Below are 17,889 nucleotides of genomic sequence, written 5' to 3'. Positions count from 1 at the left end.
ATGAGCGACGATAACAAGGAAAAATTCCACGAATATGACGGGATTATCGAGCACGATAATCCCCTGCCAACCTGGTGGCTGTGGACCTTCTACCTCACTATCATTTTCGCCTTCCTCTATTACATCCACTATGAGCTGGGGGGTGGCCCGACTTTGCAGGATGAACTGAAAGTGGCGATGACTGAAATCGAACAGGTTCAGGCCAAGGCCGCAACGGCGTCACCGATGGAAACCGAAGAATCCCTGCAGGCCGCGTTTGATAAAGACGGCGTACTGGCAGTGGGTGCTGCGCAGTTTGCCTCGAAGTGTGCTTCCTGCCATGGCCAGGAGCTGCAAGGTTTGATTGGTCCCAATTTAACAGATAAATTCTGGATGCATGGCAAAGCCACTCGTATGGATGTGGTGAAGGTCATTCGTGACGGGGTTCCTGAAAAAGGAATGCCGCCATGGGGGCCGGTCATGAAAAAAGATGAAATCTATGCCGTGTCGGCGTTTATTCTGTCCAAAAAAGGCAGCAACCCGGCGGGCGCGAAAGAGCCTCAAGGTGAGGCTGTCGAGACAGTGGAGTAAGTTATGTCAGGGTTGGATTCAGGAAAGCTGACAAGTGTTGATGAGCACGGCGACCGGTTGAATATCATCCCCGCAGAAGTGCGGGGCCGCTTCCGCCGTCATCGTGACTGGACTCAGATCGTTTTGCTAATTGTGTTCCTGATCCTGCCCTGGACGACTTTCAATGGTCATCAGACCATTCTGCTGGACATCCCCAAACGCGAGTTCGCTCTGTTTGGGGTTCTGTTTAAAGCCCACGATGCGCCGATGCTGTTTTATATCGTCGGAACTTTGACTCTGGGCCTGGCCTTTGTGACCTCGATCTGGGGTCGCGTCTGGTGTGGCTGGGCGTGCCCGCAGACTGTGTTCATTGATGCCGTTTACCGCCGTATTGAAAAATGGGTGGAAGGCACCTACATTCAACGCCGTCAGTTGCGTGACGGACCAATGACCTTCACCAAAATCCGCAAAGTGTCTTTGAAATGGTTCCTGTTTTTTGTCGTGTCTTCTGTGATTGCCCACAGTTTTATTGCCTACTTCGTAAGCGCAAGTGAACTGCTGGCAATGACCCAAGGCTCACCGGCCCAGAACATGACTTATTTCCTGCTGGTGCTGTTTTTCACGGCCATCATTCTTTTCGATTTCGGATGGTTCCGTGAACAGTTCTGCGTGATCATGTGCCCTTACGGGCGTATTCAGTCCGTGCTGCTGGATCAAAAATCCCTGGCCGTGGTTTATGATGTGAATCGCGGCGAACCCCGCAAAGGCACCACTCAACCCAGTCAAAAAGCCGGCGACTGCGTTTCTTGCAATCGCTGCGTGCAAGTCTGCCCGACTGGCATCGACATCCGCAACGGCCTGCAAATGGAATGCATCGCCTGCACCGCGTGTATTGATGCCTGTGATGAAATCATGGAAAAAGTGAAAAAGCCCAAAGGGCTGATTCGCTATGACACTCTGGATGGCAGCAAGATCTCTTTGGCTAAACCACGTTCACTGATTTACATCCTGGCGATTGCGGGTTTGATTGGCGGCCTGGCTTACGCGGTCAGTACGCGCGAACCGGTGCATATCGCAGTCCTTCGCGGGGCCGGTCTGCCCTATTCTTACGTAAAAAACAGTGATGGTCAGGAAGTCCTTTTAAATCAGTTCCGTCTGCACATCCAAAATCAGGGCGCCTTGCGGGCCCGCTACAATCTGACCTTGCCTCAACAACTTCTGGACCAGGGAATCCAGGTTCAGGTGGCGGAAAATCCGATTCATCTGGCGCCGGGTGAATCACGTGAATGGTATTTCTTTGTCAGAATCCCGACATCTGTGATCCCGGCAAATGGACAACTAAAAACAGAAGTGAATGTTCAGGACGAACTGGCTCCGGAAGGTTTCAAGACCCGCCGCGAACTGATTCTTGTCGGACCGAGGTCACAATGATGTCATCAGCACTTCTGGCATTGGGAATATTGTCCTCCAGCTTCTTCGGCAGCTGGCATTGTGCCGGAATGTGCGGACCTGTTGCCACGCTGATGAGTGCTCGCAATAGTTTATTAAGTTATCATCTGGGTCGCTTGTGCTCTTATGTATTGTTGGGTGTTTTGGCGGGATCTCTGGGGCAGTTTTTCCTGAACAGTCAGTTTGTGACCCTGCGCTGGATTTCGGCGATACTTTTGGCATTGGTGCTGGTAGGTTCCGGGGCTCGTCTGATTCTGCCCGCTTCGTGGCAACAGCGTTTGTCTGCGAATAAGATTTCTCATTCCATTTTAAGTGTGATCAAAAGGCTGCAGGCCTTCCATGTCGGAAAGTCCGGCTTTGTCGTGGGATTACTGACAGCCCTTCTTCCCTGCGGCTGGCTTTACACTTACGTCACTGCGGCCATTGCCACTCAAAGCCCGTGGGCTGGTGGTCTGACGCTGGGTCTTTTCTGGCTGGGTGGTTTACCCGCATTAAGTGCTGTTCCCATGATGGTTCGTCAAGGCATTCAACACGCCGGACTTCGCCAGCAACGCATTGCTGGTGGCGTGCTGATCGTGGCAGGTTTGTATTCTTTGGGCAGCTTTATGCTGATGCACTAGTTCAGTTGATATTTCCATCTCGCAACAAACACGACCTTTCCTTAGCCGAGCCTGCTTGTTAGTACGCAGGGATTCGCCGGTTCCGGGTTGTTTTCCTTGTAAGCTTTCCTTCCGCGGGATTAGCGTTAAATCAAGAATTTAAAACACATTCGTTTACTTCTATGAAGGAGGCGTTCTATGGTTTCCCGGACTCATAAGGTACTAGCATCTGTGGCTGTTGCCGGATTTATCGCAGGTTGCGCCAGCAAGCCGCCAAGCGTGCAGCCAATATCTTCCAGTGCCAATCCGACGGCCGAGATTGAAAAAACCGAAGCCATGATCAGCGAGGCCCGCTCGAAACAAATTGACGTGCTGTCACCAGAAAACTTCACGGACGCCACCAAAGCTTTGGAAAAAGCAAAACAGAAAAAGGAAAAAGACAAACCCAATGCTGATATTCTGGAACAGGTCGCCTATTCCCGCGGCTGGCTGAGCGAAGCCAACACCCGCGCTGAAATCGCCCGTACATCGATGAGACAAATCACCGATGCCCGCGAAGGTGCAATGAAAGCCGGAGCCCCAAAACTGTACCCTAAAGAATGGGACAAAGCCGGCAAGGATCTGGAAAAGATCACCGTCGCCATTGAAAAAGGCAACCTGAGCCCCGCTGACAAACGCGGAGACGAAATCATCAGCCGCTATCGCGAGCTGGAGATCATGTCTGTCACCAAAGCTTATCTGGGAACAGCCAAAGACAATCTGGACACGGCTAAAAAAGCCGGTGCCGACAAAAATGCACCGAAGTCCTTTGGTATGGCTGCGATGAAGTATGAAAATGCCGAAAAGCTGATCAAAGCAGATCCGCGCAATCCCGCCATCATCGCCCGTGCCTCCCAGGATGCCACCCGTGAATCCCAGCACCTGATGGATGTCACCCGCAAGGTCAACGCCGGAAATTCGGAAGAACTGGTATTGATGGCGGAACGTCAGCAGCGCACAATTTCAAGCCTGCGCACGGAATATTCCAGTGCAGAACAAGAGCTGCAAACAGTGCAAACTGAAGCCGAACGTCAGCGCATGGAGCTGCAGAAACAGCAAGCCCTGCTGGGTCGTGCCCAAGCGCTGCGCAGCCAGCTAAGACCCAACGAAGCTGAAGTGTTCACCGAAAATGGCAAGCTGATGGTGCGCCTGAAAGGTCTGCAATTCCCAACAGCCCAAGCCAATCTGGGACCTAAAAATCAGGCGCTGTTGAAAAAAGTCGAAGGAGCTTTGGCCGGGGTCACACCATCCAAAGTGATCGTGGAAGGTCACACGGATAACGTGGGCAGCGCTGAAGCCAACCGTGCCCTTTCTGAAAAACGTGCTCAATCCGTACAGAACTTCCTGGTATCCCAGGGAACTCTGCCCGCGGATAAAGTGGAGTCCGTGGGAATGGGTTATGACAATCCAGTTGGTAACAACAACACGGCTGCAGGACGAGCACAGAATCGTCGTATTGATCTTGTGATCGAAACAGAGTAAGGAGGTGCCCTATGGCATCACAAATTCCTGGTCCAGGCTGGCAGGAACTGAAACGAGAGCTCATGCAGAAATGGCGTGAGCTTTCGGACAATGACCTTGAAAGCACCAAAGGCAATGCCCAGTCCATCGTCGATTTGCTGGAACGCAAAGTCGGAATGGCGATCGACGAAGCCAGTGAAAAGTTCGCTGAAATAGCATCGCATTATCACCTGTATGATGAACCCGAGGAAAAGCCGGTGAAAGCTGACGAGGAAAAGAAAGAACGTGTGATGGAGCTAAAGCCAAAAGCTCCGGCGAACCGTGACCGAAAACCGAAAGATGATTTCCTGGGATGAGACCCTGCTCACCCACCGGAGGCTTGATTCAAAGACTGTGTTCTTTCGAATCAGGCCCCGTTTTTTCCCGGACCACACTAACGAAAGAACAAGGCACTGACGTCACAACATGCGGCTCTGAGCCCACCTTGTGAATCAGCTCCAGCATATCTGGTGATCCCTGTGTCTTACGCACAAACACCATCCATCCGGATTCCTTCAATTGCGCAAACACTTTCTGTGGAAACTCGGACGATCCGGCCGTGAATATAACCCGGTCATACGGACCGTTGGCGGTATCGCCTTCAAAGCCATCCCCCGCTTTAACGATCACCTGAGACAGGTGACGTTCGCTCAGGATCTTCCGGGCTCGCACTGCAAGCTCCTCGATCACTTCGACTGACACCACTTTGCCTTCTTTGCCGACGATCTCGGCCATCATCGCTGTGTTCCAGCCGCTGCCCGTACCCAGTTCAAATACTTTCTGACCGGGTTCAAGTTTGAGCAGATCCAGAATGCGCAGAACGAAGCTGGGTTGGGAAATAGTGGATACAAAAGGCGGACTGTTGAAAAGCACCAAGGGATGATCTTCGTAGGCCTCTTCCACTGTGTATTCCGGCACGAAGACGTGGCGTGGTTGACTGTAAAAAGCCTCTACCACTTTTTCAGACAGTGGCAATGCGCGCTTCAAGACACCTTGTTGATAGTGTTCCAATGACAAGCCCATGATTAAGCTTGCAAGCTTTTTTCCCGAACGGCAAGCTTGTATCATGACACTGACTCAACTCGAATATATTCTTGCCGTCGCCGATACAGGCAGCTTCAGCCACGCTGCCCGCCAATGCCATGTCACTCAGCCCACGCTGAGCATGCAAATTCAAAAACTGGAAGAGGAATTGGGTGTGATTCTTTTTGATCGCACCAAACAGCCCATCCGCGCAACCTCGGTCGGCGAAGAAGTCCTGCAACAGGCCCGCCTGGTCGTCAAAGGTTCCCAGCATCTGAAAGAAATTGTCGATGATGCCAAAGGATCCCTGTGCGGCGAACTGCGCATCGGAATCATCCCGACCCTGGCGCCTTATCTGCTGCCGCTGTTCCTAAAAAAGATCAAGGATGCGCACAGCAGTCTGCATCTGACCTTTGAAGAACTGCAAACCGAAGCGATGATTGAAAAGATCCGCAATCACAGTCTGGATCTGGGCATCATCGTCACCCCGATTGATGATCTGAACATCGCCAATCACGTTCTGTTCTATGAACCCTTCAATGTGTATCTGTCCAAGGGGCATCCCCTGCTGAATCAGAAATCCCTGGATGAAAAGGATCTGTCGTCTGAAGACGTGCTGTTGCTGAACGAAGGTCACTGCTTCCGCGAACAAAGTCTTTCCCTTTGTCGCAACAAAAAGGCGCCTTCGGTGATGGACCGCAGCTTCACCTTTGAAAGCGGCAGTCTTGAGACATTAAAAAAACTGGTGGACCAGGGTGAAAGTTTCACACTGCTTCCGTATCTGGCGGCTTTGGATGTGCAGGACAAAAAGCGTCTGCGACCTTTCTCAGATCCTGTCCCAACCCGGGAAGTGAGTTTGGTTCACGGGCCGCACTTCCAAAGAAAGGCTCTTTTGAAGGCGCTAATTGAAACCATAAAGAGAAACCTGCCCGAAGGCCTGTCCGCCACCCGAGGTAAAAACCAACTGAAAATCGACAATCCGCTCGGCTATCTCAAATAGTTTTCATCTATGCCTATAGACAGCATATAGACATAATCTATAGGTCCTATAGAAAAAGAGAACTGTTCACCTCCTCCACACTGGCTTATCCTGTTTACAGGCAAGAGCGGGGTTCCTGCAACGGACCCCTCTGACAGTGACAAGGAGGAATTTTATGAGATCACAAAACGCCCAATCACTGAACGAAAGTAAATCCGTCAGCAATCTGAAGTCCGTTGAAACCGGAACAGATTCTGTCGTTGAGACTTTGAAAAAGTCCCTGGCAGAAGAATATCTGCTGCAACTTAAAACCCAAAACTTCCACTGGAATGTGGAAGGCCCGTTGTTCTTCTCTTTGCACAAAATGTTTGAAGAACAATACGGCCAGCTGGCTGAATTCGTCGATCGCACGGCGGAAGTCATCCGCGCTTTGAAAGTCAAAGCTCCGGGCAGCTTCAAAGAGTTCCGCGAATTGTCCTCTATCCAGGAGGCTTCGGATAAACTGACCGCCAATCAAATGATCGAAATGCTCAGCCAGGATCACACGAATCTGGCTATCGCCCTGAAATCCCGACTGGAAACCGCGGAAGATGCGGAAGAAACCAGTGCTGTGACTTTGTACGAAGACCTGATCGGCTTCCACGAAAAAGCCGCTTGGATGATCCGCAGTCACAGATCCTGATCCCGATTTGAATCATCGAGAAAGGATGTAGAACATGGGCAGCGCACTGATGGGATTATTGGCAGGAGGAATCACCGGGCTTTCAACGATGCTCGGTGCTCTTCCCATTCTGAAAAACAAAACCACCGGCTGGAACCCATGGCGCAGTCTGAATCTGGACTTTGCCATCGGAATGATGCTGGCGGCAGCGGCCTTCAATCTGATCGGGCCTGCTTATTCAAGCACACACAGTTCCTTCGGGGTGTCTCTTGCCCTGGCGCTCGGTGTGGCTTCCATCTATGGGCTGAGTCATCTGATCCATAGCGTGTCGCCCTCCGAATGGTCTGTTCATCGAAGAGCCTGGCTTTTCGTGACGGCTATGATGCTGCACAACCTCCCCGAAGGTTTGGCTTCGGGAGCTGCGCTGAGCGCTGACTCCATTTCCGCTGCCAACGGCTGGACAGTAGTGGGCGCCATCGTGTTTCAAAACTTTCCGGAAGGCCTGGCCACTGCGGCGGCTTTCCTATCCATTGGCATGTCCCGCAAGGTTTCTTTCTTTGGTGCCGCAATGACCGGTGTCATGGAGATTCTGGGTGGAGCCCTGGGTGGAATCTTTACCAGCATCACTTCGGCATCCCTGCCGTTCATTCTGGCTTTCGCCGGCGGCGCGATGATCAGCGTGACCCTGGAGGAAATCTTCGCCAAAATGAAAGAAACGCGCATGACTTATCTGTGGCAAAAACAATTTGTCGCAGGCGCCCTGTCCGTGGTTCTGATGAACTGGCTGATCAGCTAAAGGGTGGACAGCGGCGACGGGCCACGCTAGGCTTTTGTCATGACATTAACAGCATTTCAAACCGTCGCCCTGGCAGCACTGGTCGTCTATTTCGGCCGGTATATTAAAAGCAAAATCCATGTTCTGGATAAGTACAATCTTCCGTCACCGGTTATCGGTGGATTTATTGTCGCCATCATCATCTCCATCCTGAAGGCCAACGGCCTTTTCGTGCTGACATTCAACAAGGCCTTTGAAGAAGCCCTGATGATCACCTTCTTCACGTCAGTCGGCTATTCCGCGTCTGTGCGCCTGCTAAAAGAGGGCGGCAGAGCTGTAGTGTTCTTCCTGCTTTTGACCATCGGCGGCCTGGTGGCACAAATCGTGGCCGGGATCGGCTTGGCAAAAATGATGGGCGAACATCCTTTGATGGGGGTTCTGACCGGAGCGGTTTCCTTAACCGGTGGCCCGGGCACGGCTTTGGCATTCGGTCCCGTCTTTGAGGCCGCCGGCGTCGAAGGTGCCTCTGTCATCGGCCTGACCACAGCCATGGGTGGCATCGTACTGGGGGGATTGATTGGAACTCCGCTGGCGACTTATCTGATCAATAAAAAGAAGCTGAAGCACCCGGTAGATCACAACAGCGGCGAACCGCATGAATCCATGATCCTGAAATCCTTCGCCGGTCGCGATCTGTTAATGCACCTTCTGGCACTGACTCTGATTATGGGCATCGGGACCACGATCAGTTCGTGGATCAGCACCCTGCAAATCACCCTGCCCATCTATATTGGTTCCATGGTGGTGGCGGCGATCTTCCGCAATATCGAAGATGCTAAGCCGGTGTTTAAAATATCCCCGGAATGGATTGAAGAGATCGGCTCGGTGGCCCTGACCCTGTTCATTGCCATGGCCATCATGAGTCTGCGCTTGGAAGAGCTGAAAAACGCCGCCTTGCCGATTCTGGTCTTCCTGACGGTGCAGGCTGTTCTGGTCGCGGTCACCGCCGTGGGACCTGCGTTCTGGGTCGGAGGCAAGGACTACGAGGCCTCGGTAATGAGTGCAGGTTATGTCGGATTTATGATGGGCACCACCGCCAACGCCATGGCCAACATGCATTCACTCAGTCAGCGTTATGGCCATGCTTACAAGGCCTTTCTGGTGGTTCCTTTGGTGGGTTCCTGCTTCATTGACTTTATCAATGCCGCGCTGGTCACATTCTGTATCAACATGTTTGGCAACTGATACCACAGTAAAATACCAAATAAAAAAAGCCCGCTGAATCCAGCGGGCTTTTTTTTGTTTGAAGAACTCTGTCTGAAAAGACTATTGTTCGAAGCCGCAGCGGGTCTTCAAGGACTCAAAAATGCGACCATCCAGAGTCAAACCAAAGGTGTCGTGTCCGGACTGGGCCACAATAACACCTTCACCGCTTGCATCACGCATCCAGCTGCGCTGATGATCGGCATAATAATTACCGATGCAAATCTGAGCAGGCTCGCCCGTCTGATAGAAGTTGATAAAACCACCTGGACGAGTCGAACGAAGGCTGTAATCAACATGATTCAACTCAAGCTGAAGAGTTTTGATCTGAGTCAGCAAACCCTGCTCATTATAAATCAGCTCGGAAGCTGTCGCCTGACCAATGGATTCTTTCGAACGCAAAACAAAACCCGCAGACGTGCAACCCATTTGAATGCGTTTCACCCTTCCTGTTGGCCAGAAAGAGATGATGCCGCCACCTTGCTCTACAGCCTTTGTTTCAGTGGCCCCACAATAAACCGGCATGGTACGCCCACCCGGACCGGAAAGATAAAACGATCTTGCCAGCGTCGCGGACGTAACAACACCTGTTTCATTAAAGGATACTCTGTAGGACTGACCACGACCCGTTTCCTGACCGGAGTGCAGGAACACGTGGTAACCATTCACGTCGGCCAGCTGCAGACCTGATCTTTGCAACAGATCAATGTACTGAGGCAAGGTCACGTCACGCATCATTGTGGAATGCAGGAAGCCGTTCAGCAGACGAACACCATTGGAAGTCTGGAAGTTATTTTCCGGCTGCAGACCTTCGCGGTAAATGAACTCATGCAATACCAGCGCTGAACGCTGAGTGTTGGTCATGCGATCCCAGACATCTTTATTGAAGTAATAGCGATGACCCTTGATGCTTGGGCGTTTGTACTGAACTGCCCCCTGAACCAGGATACAACCCTTTGGCAAAGCACCCCAGCCACGATCCGGGATGTCGGTGAACTCGGTGCCTTTCAGGAACAAAGCTTCACGGTCAAAAGTCTCCAGGAACGAGGTGTACAAAATCGCACGGGTTGGATTGATATCTCCCATACGGGCAATCATCTGGCGCAGGATTTTTTTATACTCAAGACCTTCAAGAACATCCATATCGAATGTCTGAATCTCGCGGGCTTCAAACAGATCCAGCACTTCAAAACGCTGATTTTCAAAACGGTTTTCGCAATAAATTACACTGCCGCCGTTGCCTTTTTCATCACCGCCGATAAACGCGGCCTGTGCCAGCGACCCCGCGAATGAAAACAGAATCAGGGGTAACAGGGTTCTTTTGATCATAGCGGCTTCTCTCTTTCAGCAACAGTCAGGGGGAAAAACTGGATATTCAGGTTGTACACTTCCGTCATGTCACCCTCTTCAACCAGCATGGACAGTTTACGGCGGAATTTTTTAATCAAACTCTTGGCCTCTTCCATTTTGTGCGGATTGATAGCCATGGTGATGGCGGAATAGTCACGACGATCCGTCGGAGTTCTTTTCAGAACTTCGATAGCCTTGTGCATGTCAGACACGTGGGCCTGAACCAATGCTTCACTGGGAATATCGGTGGTGGTGGCAAGACTTGCCACGGAACGCGCGATGGAATTACCTTTGCGCTTGATAAAGCCCAGATCCAAAAGCAGATCCAGACTTTGCTGAACTTTTTCCAGCGGCAAAGCCAGACGCTCGGCAATCCATTCCGGCTCGGGCTTGAAGGTTTTCATGCGGATCAGATTCAGGATCGCGAAGTGCTCCCAGCTGGCAATCAATTCCAGCTCTTTTTCCGCCAAAGTTTTTTGTGCGGCAAATTTACGGGAACGCGTAGAGATCAAAGAATAAACTTCGTTGCGTTCCTCTGCACCCAGCTCCAGACCCAGAACAATTTTGTTGGCGTAGAATTCACTCAAAGGGCGCTTGCCGTGCATCAGCTCGTTCAAACAACCTGGTGAGATACCAACTTTCTTGGCCAAAGAGCGGAAAGAAAACCGAGGGTTCTTTTTCTGAATTTCCTCGAGCTTATTTTTTAACAGGGCACCGAATTGATTAGACACAAAATCCCCCACCGACATGAGGGATTTTTTACATTTAATACCAAAGTTGCAAGATTAAAATAGACGAAGAGTTCCGTACAACAAACAAAGGGAACGCTGCGACAGATTTAGATTACAAGCTCTATGATAGCGCGAAAGCCATGATTGCCTGCCATTGCGCCGATAATGTTACGAAGTGACGTGATGTTCTTCCCCTGAGAACCGATCAATTTCCCTCGGAACTCTTGCGGCACCGTCACCTTGTACACTGTTGTTTTGTCGCCGGCCGCAAAGGTCACTTCCACTTGCTCATAGCAGGAAGTCATCTCTTGAATCACACTCTCAAGAACCTTCGCCAAACGATCTCTGATATCCGCATCCTGGGTCATATTCTCCGCCAACATGTTTCGTTCTCCGTAACACTCATTTTGTTGATCCCCAGCCTTAAGAGCAACCCTGCGCGTCCGCCCTAGGCCGGAAAGTGTTCCACCAAGAATATAGGAATGCTCAAATTCCCCTCTGATAGGACCTAAAAAAACAGCCATCCGGTTAACCTTTTTTTGTTTCATGCGGGTCATTCAGTACCGGGACAAGGCCGTCCCACCAATCCCCATCAAAGGAAGATAACGGATGCAAAAAACAGTTTTATGTTTTTCTATCTTAATGCTCTTAAGTGCCTGCGAAAACAGCACTCCCGGTGAAAGCTCGGGAATAACAACCCAGGGCACCCCGGAACTGCAAGAGAAAGTGATCTATGGCAATGATGACCGAAAAGACCTCTACGAAGTGAAGTCCGCCCTGCAACGCCGCCTGGCTGACTCTACGGTCGCTTTAATCAAAGATGAAAACCTGCAGGAAGGTGCCGAGATCACGCGCATCACTGCCCAAACTTTCCGCAGATCCTACAATCTGTGTTCTTCAGAACGTTTCGGGGAGCAGGAAAATGCGGCCTTTTGCTCAGGCTCCTTAGTAGCGCCTGACGTCATTGCCACTGCTGGTCACTGCGTCCGCTCGGTTCGTGACTGCAGTGAAACCCGTTTTGTCTTTGGCTATGCCGTTAAATCCGCAGGTGTTCAACCCCGCGAAGTCGCTTCCAGCGAAGTCTATCGCTGTGCTGAAATCATTCACAGCGAAGTTTTGGGAACGGGATCGGACTTTGCGCTGATCAAGCTGGACAGAGCCGTCACCAATCATGCAGTTTTGAAAACCCGCAAAACCGGAAGCGTCAAGGTCGGCGCCTCATTGGTTGTGATTGGACATCCCGTGGGTCTTCCCACCAAGGTGGCTGCCGGAGCCAAAGTCCGCAGCACCACAGAATCAGAACATTTCGTCGCCAATCTGGACACCTATGGCGGGAACTCTGGATCCGCAGTGTTTAACTCGTCCGGCGTGATTGAAGGAATTTTGGTCCGCGGCGACACTGATTTTGTGTATCAGGGTTCCTGCACCGTTTCCAACCGCTGCACAAGCACAGGCTGTCGCGGCGAAGATGTCACACGCATCACCCGCATCCTGCCTTATCTTTGACCTTCATCAGACTTGGCTGACATTTCTTTCCTGAACCGATCTTTTTGGTTCCAATAAAGACATGTCACAACCTCAATGGCACAAGTTGGGTCCGGTGGAGCTGCTGAAGAAAAAGAATCTGCAGCAAATTGAAATTCACCGGACCAAGCTGGCTCTGATTTACAAAGACAGCGAATTCACGGCCATATCGGGCGTGTGCAATCACGTCGGCGGTCCGCTGGGTGATGGTCAGCTTGAAGGCGACTATGTGGTCTGCCCGTGGCATTACTACAAGTTTCATTATCGCACCGGATTTGGCGAACCCGGCTACGAAGCCGACCGCGTTCCGGCTTACACTTTAAAAACTGAAAATGGCGAACTGTGGGTGGATCTGACCAGCGCCACCCCCCGGGGCCGCATTTCCCATGAACCTCACCCCCTAACCCGGAAAGTGCAACGGGAACCGGGACCCCTACGGGTGGTGGGAATTTCCACGACCGTGATGGACAATGCTCATCCGCGCATATCGACTTCAGAACTTTTGCTGGAACAAACCCTGAAGCATGCGCAAAGCAAAGGCTATGAAACGCGTCTGCAAAAAATCCGCGAACTGAAGTTCCGCCACTGCGAAGGCTTTTATTCCAAAAGTGCACATGCCTGCACCTGGCCCTGCTCGATCACGCAGATGGATCCAACCGACCAGCTGGATCGCGTGTATGAGGATCTGATTCACTGGGCCGACGTGATGATCGTCGCCACCCCGATTCGCTGGGGTTCGGCCAGTTCTTTATATTATAAAATGGCCGAACGTTTTAACTGCATTCAAAATCAGATCACCATCAAAAACAACCAGCTGGTTCGCAACAAAGTGGCCGGGTTCATCATCACCGGAGGCCAGGACAATGTGCAGGCCGTTGCGGGCCACATGATGGGTTTTTTCTCAGAGCTCGGGTACCACCTGCCGCCGTTTCCATTTATCGCCCACTCTCTGGGATGGAGTTCTGAAAACATGGAATACAACGTGCGCTATGTGCAACAGACCCAAGCCCTCACCGATGCCGCGCATGAACTGCTGGACCGCTGTGCCGAACTGTCGTGCGCACTGCTTGAAACCTCTGCCCACGTTCTGCAACACCGGGCCGGGCGCAAGGCTTACAACGCCTCCAAACACCACGATCGCTAACCCGGAAGGCGGCACCGTCGATTTTATAGACAGCCAAAACCTGTCTGGTTTCTTCCCGGGCCGGAACTGCTCTTGCATCCCTGGAGGGAATGAGGATTATATTCTGGATTCTTGCAGCAATCATGGCCCTTCAATTTACGGCGCCGCCTTTTGCCGAGGCCTGCAGCTGCATCGCCGATCCGTATTCCAAAAAATATCAACTGTATAAAAAAACCTGGTACGGAACCCAACGTAAATGGAGCTGTGTCTATACCTGTCAGGATTCCCAGCAGCAGCGCACGGAAGTCACCGCCCATCATTCAGACTGGTACGTCACTGATAAGGGTCTTGAAGGCATTTGCGATGGACTGCACTATGTGAACGTGTACAACACCCACCGCATGGATTTTGTCTGGAAGTTTGAAGAAGCACGCTGGTTTAATCCCGCGCAATCATCTTCAGCCGACTTGAAAAAATGGGCGCAAACCTGCCGCTGATACATCTAAAAAACAAAAACCCCCGGGTTTTCCCAGGGGTTCTTTGAAATTCAATTTTTAAATCGAATTACTGAGCAGTGTTGTTGATCCACTCGATCGCGTTGCTAACTTTGGCATAAACACCATAGTAGTTCGCACGAGCACAACCCTGACCCCAACTCACAACACCAACCAGGTATGTCTGATTGTTTTCGTCTTGAGCCACCAATGGACCACCAGAGTCACCCTGGCAAGAATCCTTACCGCCACCTTCGTAACCAGCACAGATCATGCTGTCAGTGATGCCGTTGTTGTAAGCTTTGTTACAAGCTGCTGTAGAAACCAATGGAACGTCCACTTTTTGCAATTTCGTCGGCAAAGAGTAAGAACCTTCACGAGTTGCACCCCAGCCAGCCACTGTCGTCAAAATTTCAGAGCCGTCAGTCGGAAGAGTGATTTCAGCAGGGTTCAACGCCACTGGAGCGTATGAAGAATCCTGAGAAAGTTCGATCAATGCAAAGTCATTTTCCATTGTGCGTGCATTGTAGTTCGGGTGAGCGATGATTCTTTTCGGAGCGATGGATTCTGCATTCAACGCATTCGTGCGGTCATGCAAACCGATCACAACTTTTTTAACCGTGCCGCCACGAACACAGTGAGCTGCTGTCAATACCCAGTTCTTCTTAATCAAGGAACCGCCGCAGAAATGGCTGCTGCTCTGCAAAGACACGATGTATGGGAACTCACCGATGGAAGCTTCAACGCCACCAACGATTTTAGCCCCTACAGAGCCAGATTTCGCGAAAACCGGAGCAGACATCATCATAAGGCCTGCGATAACAAGATGGTTCATTTTCATTTTATTTCCCCTCTGGTTTTGAATCCTTCAAAACCTGATATCAATCGTTGTCTGTTTTTTCCCAATGCTCAAAGACTCTCGGCGACCCACTTTGGAACTGGCCTTTTTTCGGACCTTTGCAGAGGGGAAATTATTGCCCCCGAACATTTCTTCCTCGACGGTAATTACCGATTTTTTTAAAAGAACTTGCCAAGTCTGCATGATTTTTATGAAATTCGATTTCTTTATTCTTGGAAGATCCTCCGAAGCTCGCTAAGACTGAAATTGACGGAGGCCTCATGCGATCACTTGCTTACTCTGCTCTTCTGCTGGTCTTGTTTACTGGATGGTCCTGGAATTCACAGGCGGCGCATCCTTCTGTCCGTGTCGCTGATGGAAAAATCCAAGGCCTTCGTACTGCTTACGACACCGAAGCCTTCCTGGGAATTCCCTATGCCAAACCACCCGTGGGCTATCTTCGCTGGAAAGCGCCCCGCTCCCCGGCTCCCTGGTTCGGCACTCTCAAGGCCACGAAACTTCCTGTCGCCTGCCCGCAAAAAGGAAACTTCTTTGCCAATGTGCCGCCAGAACAGTTCGGCACTCCGGTGGGCAATGAAGACTGTCTGTATCTGAATGTATGGAAACCCGCTGCCGCAAAAAAACGTCCGGTGGTTTTATGGATTCACGGTGGATCGAATTTCAAAGGCACTTCTGCGGATCCTCTTTATGATGGAGCGTGGCTGGCGTCTTCTTCAGACGTTGTTTTTGTCAGTGCCAACTATCGACTGGGCATGCTGGGCGCACTAGCGCACGAAGCTTTGAATAAGGGCAGCAAGTGGGACAGTTCCGGTAACTACGTGACCCAGGATCTGGTCGCTGTGCTCAAATGGGTCCACACAAACATTGAAACCTTCGACGGAGATCCTTCCAACATCACCATCATGGGACAATCCGCTGGCTGCATGAATGTTTGGGGCCTTTTGCAGACGCCTCTTTCCAAAGACCTCTTCCATCGCGCCGTTTGTTCTGCTGGTGTACCGAATGCGTATCCACGCTGGGTGGCAGAAACCCGCTCTGAAGACTTTATTGAAAATCTGGTGGTGAACGCCGGCTTGGTGAAAGAAAAGTCCCACGCCGAAGCATACTTGCTGGCCAAGGGCACCAAGTGGATCCGCCAGTTCCTGTATTCCCGAACCACCGAAGAACTGGTGCGGGCGCAAGAATACATCGTGCCGTTTCAGCACTTCAAAGATGACGCCGTTTTCCCACACGGGGTGGAGGGTATCTTATTCGGAAACTTCCACCGAGTCCCACTGATTCTGGGATTGACCACGGATGAGGCGACTTATCTTTTAGGCGGCGCCCTGATTAAACCCACCGAAAAAGAACTGTGGTCCTTGATCCAAAATCCTCCGGCGGACCTGAAAGAGGACGACCTTATCAAAGACAACAAGGTGACTCTTTACCACTCAAGCACCGCTGCCGGATCCCTGGCTATGCAAATGACCATGGAAGAAATCTTCTGGGCAGTGAAGGCCTACAACCCGCAGACCTATCGCTATTCGTTTGAATGGAAAGAAACCCCTTCCCCTTGGAAAGAGGTTTTTGGCGCTGTGCATGGCATGGATGCGATGTTCTACCTGGGGAACTTTGAAACCGAAAAGCCCAGCTTTGCCCGATTTGCATGGACGGAGCAGAATCGTCAGTCCCGTGAAGCCTTGCGAGACTCGATGGCGCCGTACTTCAAATCCTTCTTCTGGGACGGAAATCCCAACACCCAGCTCCCCGCCCAAGCGCCCGTCTGGGACGGCCGAATGGTGTTTAAATGAACCACAACGCGTATCATTTCACGACAAATTAAAAACAGTCCGCATAAAACCTCCACAGAACACAAATTACGATCTGTGCTGGTTAATTAACTCCAGTTTATATAAACACGCGCCGATATATACTCTCGCGACCCTTCAACTCTAAGGAGTTTGCGATGAGTCTGTTTCGCACTATTATACTTGCTACCATTCTCACTGCGTGCCTTCCGACTAAAGCTGACCTTCCTCCCAATTCAAACACCCCTCAGAAAACTGGTGATTGGTGGTATATTAATTTTGAGGAACCAAAGTACTTCTCAATGCCGGAACTCAACTGCACCACCTGCAAAAACAAAACGCTTACCTACAGCCAATCGACATTTATTGCCCACAATGAATTCGAGTTCGATACGAAAGTCCTCCAGTGCACCTCATCCCCCATTCCCTATAAAAATACGACAGCCAAACCCTGTGAGGGCCTCAATGGCAAGCGTGGCGCATATAGTTTCCATTTCAATCCATCTAACAAATACAGTTTCACAGCAATCGACCTATCGTTCTTAATGCCTAAATCATCAGCTATAGATATCGACAATATGCAAAGAGGCTTGGGTCCAAGGATTACTTTAAGACTGCTGAACATAGGCCCCAAAAACTCATTTAAATGTTCAGCCAATATAGGATCTACATTCTCAGGAGGGCAATGGACTGATGGAGTTCTTACTGGCGATGTATTATTTGTAGAATATCGCCTTCCAGCCTCGACAACGGCCTCTCTTGGAAATCTTAAGATTTCCTGTAATATGCCAATTTATCGATCAGGAATGTGGCCGGAGGTAGATAACTCAGAATCGATTAACTACTACGACGGCGTCAATACTCCATTAATTACCAGCTTAATGGTCGGACTTCTGACTGATATTAAACTAAAGATTGACCAGATTAACTCTGATGGAGTTGTCGGCAACAATCCGCCAACTTCAATTAGAGATCAGGGTAATCTAAACATCCCGCTAGGCGGAATCTTTACCTTAAAGCTGTATGATGGTACCAACCCAATCAATGCGACATATAAACTGGTTGCCGGCACGGCCAGCCTCCGTCCAAAAATAGATAAGCCTGATGACATAAAGGTCGGTCTTTGGCTAGATCGTGTCGCCTTACTATTTAAAGAAGGAAATGCCACTTCTTCTCAGTAAATA

At 50.7% G+C, this 17,889-nt stretch carries 19 protein-coding genes; 14 read left to right on the top strand and 5 right to left on the bottom strand.

All coding sequences use genetic code 11. The features are described 5' to 3' along the window. The 5 genes from AC04MQ_RS09625 to AC04MQ_RS09605 all read left to right on the top strand — a co-directional run bounded on the left by AC04MQ_RS09625 (window position 1) and on the right by AC04MQ_RS09605 (window position 4,453). On the top strand, window positions 1-570 hold the full coding sequence (locus tag AC04MQ_RS09625; protein WP_015091646.1) for a cbb3-type cytochrome c oxidase N-terminal domain-containing protein: 570 nt from the start codon (window positions 1-3) through the stop codon (window positions 568-570). Between the two features lie 3 nt (window positions 571-573). After that, window positions 574-1,980, top strand: coding sequence for a cytochrome c oxidase accessory protein CcoG (gene ccoG, locus AC04MQ_RS09620; protein ID WP_015091647.1), 1,407 nt, complete (start codon window positions 574-576; stop codon window positions 1,978-1,980). Next, window positions 1,977-2,618, top strand: a complete 642-nt coding sequence (locus AC04MQ_RS09615; RefSeq protein ID WP_475391968.1) for a sulfite exporter TauE/SafE family protein — start codon at window positions 1,977-1,979, stop codon at window positions 2,616-2,618. The genes ccoG and AC04MQ_RS09615 overlap by 4 nt, the downstream gene beginning before the upstream one ends. 177 nt (window positions 2,619-2,795) lie before the next feature. After that, window positions 2,796-4,118 carry an OmpA family protein gene (locus tag AC04MQ_RS09610; RefSeq protein WP_041577820.1) on the top strand — a complete coding sequence of 441 codons (1,323 nt, stop codon included), beginning with the start codon at window positions 2,796-2,798 and terminating at the stop codon, window positions 4,116-4,118. A gap of 11 nt (window positions 4,119-4,129) precedes the next feature. Beyond that, window positions 4,130-4,453 (top strand): transcriptional regulator, encoded by a 324-nt coding sequence (locus AC04MQ_RS09605; protein ID WP_041577822.1) that lies wholly within the window; start codon window positions 4,130-4,132, stop codon window positions 4,451-4,453. A gap of 28 nt (window positions 4,454-4,481) precedes the next feature. Here AC04MQ_RS09605 and AC04MQ_RS09600 read toward each other — a convergent pair whose 3' ends face one another. After that, window positions 4,482-5,159, bottom strand: a complete 678-nt coding sequence (locus AC04MQ_RS09600; protein ID WP_015091652.1) for a protein-L-isoaspartate O-methyltransferase family protein — start codon at window positions 5,157-5,159, stop codon at window positions 4,482-4,484. A gap of 43 nt (window positions 5,160-5,202) precedes the next feature. Between AC04MQ_RS09600 and AC04MQ_RS09595 the strand changes: the two genes are divergently transcribed. The 4 genes from AC04MQ_RS09595 to gltS all read left to right on the top strand — a co-directional run bounded on the left by AC04MQ_RS09595 (window position 5,203) and on the right by gltS (window position 8,819). Then, window positions 5,203-6,159: a hydrogen peroxide-inducible genes activator gene (locus AC04MQ_RS09595; RefSeq protein WP_041578359.1), complete on the top strand. Its 957-nt coding sequence runs from the start codon at window positions 5,203-5,205 to the stop codon at window positions 6,157-6,159. 154 nt (window positions 6,160-6,313) lie between these two features. Beyond that, entirely contained in the window at window positions 6,314-6,820 is a 507-nt protein-coding gene (locus AC04MQ_RS09590) for a Dps family protein (protein WP_015091654.1), read from the top strand. A 34-nt stretch (window positions 6,821-6,854) separates the two neighbouring features. Next, complete coding sequence (locus tag AC04MQ_RS09585) at window positions 6,855-7,595, top strand: ZIP family metal transporter (RefSeq protein ID WP_015091655.1); 741 nt, start codon at window positions 6,855-6,857, stop codon at window positions 7,593-7,595. A gap of 39 nt (window positions 7,596-7,634) precedes the next feature. Continuing rightward, on the top strand, window positions 7,635-8,819 hold the full coding sequence (gltS, locus tag AC04MQ_RS09580; protein WP_475391967.1) for a sodium/glutamate symporter: 1,185 nt from the start codon (window positions 7,635-7,637) through the stop codon (window positions 8,817-8,819). A gap of 81 nt (window positions 8,820-8,900) precedes the next feature. Here the strand turns inward: gltS and AC04MQ_RS09575 are convergent, their stop codons facing one another. From AC04MQ_RS09575 to AC04MQ_RS09565, 3 genes are all read right to left on the bottom strand, one after another. Further along, complete coding sequence (locus AC04MQ_RS09575; protein ID WP_015091657.1) at window positions 8,901-10,166, bottom strand: hypothetical protein; 1,266 nt, start codon at window positions 10,164-10,166, stop codon at window positions 8,901-8,903. Further along, the gene (locus AC04MQ_RS09570; RefSeq protein WP_200859535.1) at window positions 10,163-10,918 is read right to left on the bottom strand and encodes a DUF4423 domain-containing protein; all 756 of its coding nucleotides are present in this window, start codon (window positions 10,916-10,918) and stop codon (window positions 10,163-10,165) included. Before AC04MQ_RS09570 ends, AC04MQ_RS09575 begins: the two co-directional genes overlap by 4 nt. A 107-nt stretch (window positions 10,919-11,025) precedes the next feature. Then, window positions 11,026-11,466 (bottom strand): KH domain-containing protein, encoded by a 441-nt coding sequence (locus AC04MQ_RS09565; RefSeq protein WP_235046118.1) that lies wholly within the window; start codon window positions 11,464-11,466, stop codon window positions 11,026-11,028. A gap of 61 nt (window positions 11,467-11,527) precedes the next feature. Between AC04MQ_RS09565 and AC04MQ_RS09560 the strand changes: the two genes are divergently transcribed. The 3 genes from AC04MQ_RS09560 to AC04MQ_RS09550 all read left to right on the top strand — a co-directional run bounded on the left by AC04MQ_RS09560 (window position 11,528) and on the right by AC04MQ_RS09550 (window position 14,062). Beyond that, window positions 11,528-12,424, top strand: coding sequence for a trypsin-like serine peptidase (locus tag AC04MQ_RS09560; protein WP_148278825.1), 897 nt, complete (start codon window positions 11,528-11,530; stop codon window positions 12,422-12,424). Between the two features lie 61 nt (window positions 12,425-12,485). Beyond that, complete coding sequence (locus AC04MQ_RS09555; protein WP_015091661.1) at window positions 12,486-13,586, top strand: Rieske 2Fe-2S domain-containing protein; 1,101 nt, start codon at window positions 12,486-12,488, stop codon at window positions 13,584-13,586. 122 nt (window positions 13,587-13,708) lie between these two features. Then, window positions 13,709-14,062 carry a hypothetical protein gene (locus AC04MQ_RS09550; RefSeq protein WP_015091662.1) on the top strand — a complete coding sequence of 118 codons (354 nt, stop codon included), beginning with the start codon at window positions 13,709-13,711 and terminating at the stop codon, window positions 14,060-14,062. A 67-nt stretch (window positions 14,063-14,129) separates the two neighbouring features. On the opposite strand, the gene AC04MQ_RS09545 is transcribed toward AC04MQ_RS09550, so the two are convergent. Next, entirely contained in the window at window positions 14,130-14,900 is a 771-nt protein-coding gene (locus tag AC04MQ_RS09545) for a S1 family serine peptidase (protein ID WP_015091663.1), read from the bottom strand. A 278-nt stretch (window positions 14,901-15,178) separates the two neighbouring features. Between AC04MQ_RS09545 and AC04MQ_RS09540 the strand changes: the two genes are divergently transcribed. Both AC04MQ_RS09540 and AC04MQ_RS09535 read left to right on the top strand, forming a co-directional pair. Then, window positions 15,179-16,708 carry a carboxylesterase/lipase family protein gene (locus tag AC04MQ_RS09540; protein ID WP_475391966.1) on the top strand — a complete coding sequence of 510 codons (1,530 nt, stop codon included), beginning with the start codon at window positions 15,179-15,181 and terminating at the stop codon, window positions 16,706-16,708. Between the two features lie 155 nt (window positions 16,709-16,863). Continuing rightward, window positions 16,864-17,886, top strand: coding sequence for a hypothetical protein (locus AC04MQ_RS09535; RefSeq protein WP_475391965.1), 1,023 nt, complete (start codon window positions 16,864-16,866; stop codon window positions 17,884-17,886). The last annotated feature ends 3 nt before the right edge of the window (window positions 17,887-17,889 follow it).

This window comes from Bdellovibrio sp. MYbb2, assembly GCF_056175685.1.
Note: the sequence above shows the minus strand (reverse complement) of the source record. Positions and strands in the feature narration are given on the sequence as shown.

Bases quoted from the DNA above. Each gene is read 5' to 3' on its own strand.
- AC04MQ_RS09610 (WP_041577820.1), top strand. From the start codon at position 2,796: ATGGTTTCCCGGACTCATAAGGTACTAGCATCTGTGGCTGTTGCCGGA.
- AC04MQ_RS09590 (WP_015091654.1), top strand. From the start codon at position 6,314: ATGAGATCACAAAACGCCCAATCACTGAACGAAAGTAAATCCGTCAGC.
- AC04MQ_RS09560 (WP_148278825.1), top strand. From the start codon at position 11,528: ATGCAAAAAACAGTTTTATGTTTTTCTATCTTAATGCTCTTAAGTGCC.
- AC04MQ_RS09535 (WP_475391965.1), top strand. From the start codon at position 16,864: ATGAGTCTGTTTCGCACTATTATACTTGCTACCATTCTCACTGCGTGC.
- AC04MQ_RS09545 (WP_015091663.1), bottom strand. From the start codon at position 14,900: ATGAAAATGAACCATCTTGTTATCGCAGGCCTTATGATGATGTCTGCT.
- ccoG (WP_015091647.1), top strand. From the start codon at position 574: ATGTCAGGGTTGGATTCAGGAAAGCTGACAAGTGTTGATGAGCACGGC.
- AC04MQ_RS09625 (WP_015091646.1), top strand. From the start codon at position 1: ATGAGCGACGATAACAAGGAAAAATTCCACGAATATGACGGGATTATC.
- AC04MQ_RS09540 (WP_475391966.1), top strand. From the start codon at position 15,179: ATGCGATCACTTGCTTACTCTGCTCTTCTGCTGGTCTTGTTTACTGGA.
- AC04MQ_RS09575 (WP_015091657.1), bottom strand. From the start codon at position 10,166: ATGATCAAAAGAACCCTGTTACCCCTGATTCTGTTTTCATTCGCGGGG.
- AC04MQ_RS09550 (WP_015091662.1), top strand. From the start codon at position 13,709: ATGGCCCTTCAATTTACGGCGCCGCCTTTTGCCGAGGCCTGCAGCTGC.
- AC04MQ_RS09600 (WP_015091652.1), bottom strand. From the start codon at position 5,159: ATGGGCTTGTCATTGGAACACTATCAACAAGGTGTCTTGAAGCGCGCA.
- AC04MQ_RS09595 (WP_041578359.1), top strand. From the start codon at position 5,203: ATGACACTGACTCAACTCGAATATATTCTTGCCGTCGCCGATACAGGC.
- gltS (WP_475391967.1), top strand. From the start codon at position 7,635: ATGACATTAACAGCATTTCAAACCGTCGCCCTGGCAGCACTGGTCGTC.
- AC04MQ_RS09585 (WP_015091655.1), top strand. From the start codon at position 6,855: ATGGGCAGCGCACTGATGGGATTATTGGCAGGAGGAATCACCGGGCTT.
- AC04MQ_RS09555 (WP_015091661.1), top strand. From the start codon at position 12,486: ATGTCACAACCTCAATGGCACAAGTTGGGTCCGGTGGAGCTGCTGAAG.
- AC04MQ_RS09565 (WP_235046118.1), bottom strand. From the start codon at position 11,466: ATGAAACAAAAAAAGGTTAACCGGATGGCTGTTTTTTTAGGTCCTATC.
- AC04MQ_RS09615 (WP_475391968.1), top strand. From the start codon at position 1,977: ATGATGTCATCAGCACTTCTGGCATTGGGAATATTGTCCTCCAGCTTC.
- AC04MQ_RS09605 (WP_041577822.1), top strand. From the start codon at position 4,130: ATGGCATCACAAATTCCTGGTCCAGGCTGGCAGGAACTGAAACGAGAG.